A 394-nucleotide genomic window follows, 5' to 3' on the forward strand; every position below is an offset into this window, starting at 1 on the left:
CCCCCCCCCCCCCCCCCCCCCCCCCCCCCCCCCCCCCCCCCCCCCCCCCCCCCCCCCCCCCCCCCCCTCTCCAACGCCCCGGCGACCACCGAGATCTACACCCGAACGTTGTCGTCGGCAGCGTCAGATGTGTATAAGAGACAGGCCGAGGCGGGCGTGGACGACTTCCTCGCCGAAGCCACGCCGGAGGCCAAGCTCAAGCTCATCCGCAAGATCCAGGCCGAAAACCGTCTGGTCGCGATGGCGGCGGCGGTGAGCGGGTTGTCGCCGGTGATCATGATGGTCTTGATGCCCATGCGGCGCATTTCGGCGAAGCTGTCTCTTATACACATCTCCGAGCCCACGAGACCCGTGACCGAATCGCGTGTGACCGCGTCGGCGTGAAAAAAGGGGG

Annotated in this window: 1 protein-coding gene; it reads left to right on the top strand. The window is 69.0% G+C overall.

Annotated elements, in window-relative coordinates; translation table 11 throughout:
- Window positions 1-129: 129 nt before the first annotated feature.
- Window positions 130-384, top strand: coding sequence for a hypothetical protein (locus tag JHD67_RS21585; protein WP_199101186.1), 255 nt, complete (start codon window positions 130-132; stop codon window positions 382-384).
- Window positions 385-394: the final 10 nt, after the last annotated feature.

Origin of the sequence: Dyella sp. ASV21 (assembly GCF_016428975.1) — a bacterium.
Classification (GTDB): Bacteria; Pseudomonadota; Gammaproteobacteria; order Xanthomonadales; family Rhodanobacteraceae; genus Dyella.